The organism is Holospora curviuscula, from assembly GCF_002930195.1.
GTDB lineage: Bacteria > Pseudomonadota > Alphaproteobacteria > Holosporales > Holosporaceae > Holospora > Holospora curviuscula.
The window spans coordinates 1-1,027 of record NZ_PHHC01000024.1; the positions used below are offsets into that span (position 1 = coordinate 1).

The 1,027-nt window shown below is 46.2% G+C and carries 1 pseudogene; it reads right to left on the reverse strand.

Features of this window, described 5'->3' with window-relative positions:
* Window positions 1-178 precede the first annotated feature (178 nt).
* Window positions 179-929, reverse strand: a pseudogene (locus HCUR_RS00600) (IS5 family transposase).
* Between the last annotated feature and the right edge of the window lie 98 nt (window positions 930-1,027).

The window sequence follows — 1,027 nt, forward strand, 5'->3', positions numbered from 1 at the left end:
GAAAGATACACAAGCGTGTATCTCGAAGATTCTATGGCTTCTACCCCCTTTTCTTCTTTAGATCTTGACTCACTCAACTGTGCTGATAGGGGTATAAAACAGACTTGTGGTCAGAAAAATAGAGCCTAATTAATCACCTATCCTATTTCCTCGACCCTTGGCATCCTAGATAGTGTCGTTACGAGATATTGAGCCAAAGGGCAAGACAGCGTATTTGGGCGGCTGCAAGAAAGGAGGAGCTGTTTTTGGCATATCGCGTGGCGATGCCTCTCCATCGCTTAAGATGCAAGAAGGCATTTTTTTGTCATAGAAGCGCTGTTCTTTTCGATTCCTTTTTGCAGGAATCACCGCTTGAATGGTTTGACTGTTTGCCATGTCTAATACAGCATCTGAATCATCGCCTTTGTCGGCTAAAAGACCTTGGGCGTTTATGCCCTCAATAAAAGCCTCAGCCTGTGTACAATCAGCTGTGCTATCTTCTGTAACAAGGATTCGCACTGGCATACCAGTTGCATCTACGGCTATATGTATTTTGGAATTGAGCCCCCTTTTGTTCGTCCCATGACTTGGTTTCCACCACGCGCTCCTGCTGCATGAGGGGGTACTTTGATAGGGCTTGCATCAAATCTATGAGCCACTCAAAATCAGGCTCCATCACAAGCGATTCTAACACCCCTTGCCAAACGCCTTTGTCCCGCCATCTGAAAAAGCCCCGATGCGTGTTTTTCCAGTGGCCATAAGCCAGGAGGTAAATCTCTCCAGGGTGCGCCAGTGCGCAATACCTAAAAGGCGGCGTTGATAAAAAGCCTATTATCAGGTGCGATACCTCCCCAGGAACCTTTTCGCCCAGGCAATCGCGGCTCTAAAAGACTCCATATGTGATCTGACATATCATGGCGTCGGTGAGCGCCTACCTTGCATTGATTCATTCTATACCTCATGCTAGCATAGATTGATTCTCGTGACGACACACTCTAGGTGTTTGATCCCAGAGAGTTATGGTATATATTATGAAGATAATAATGCA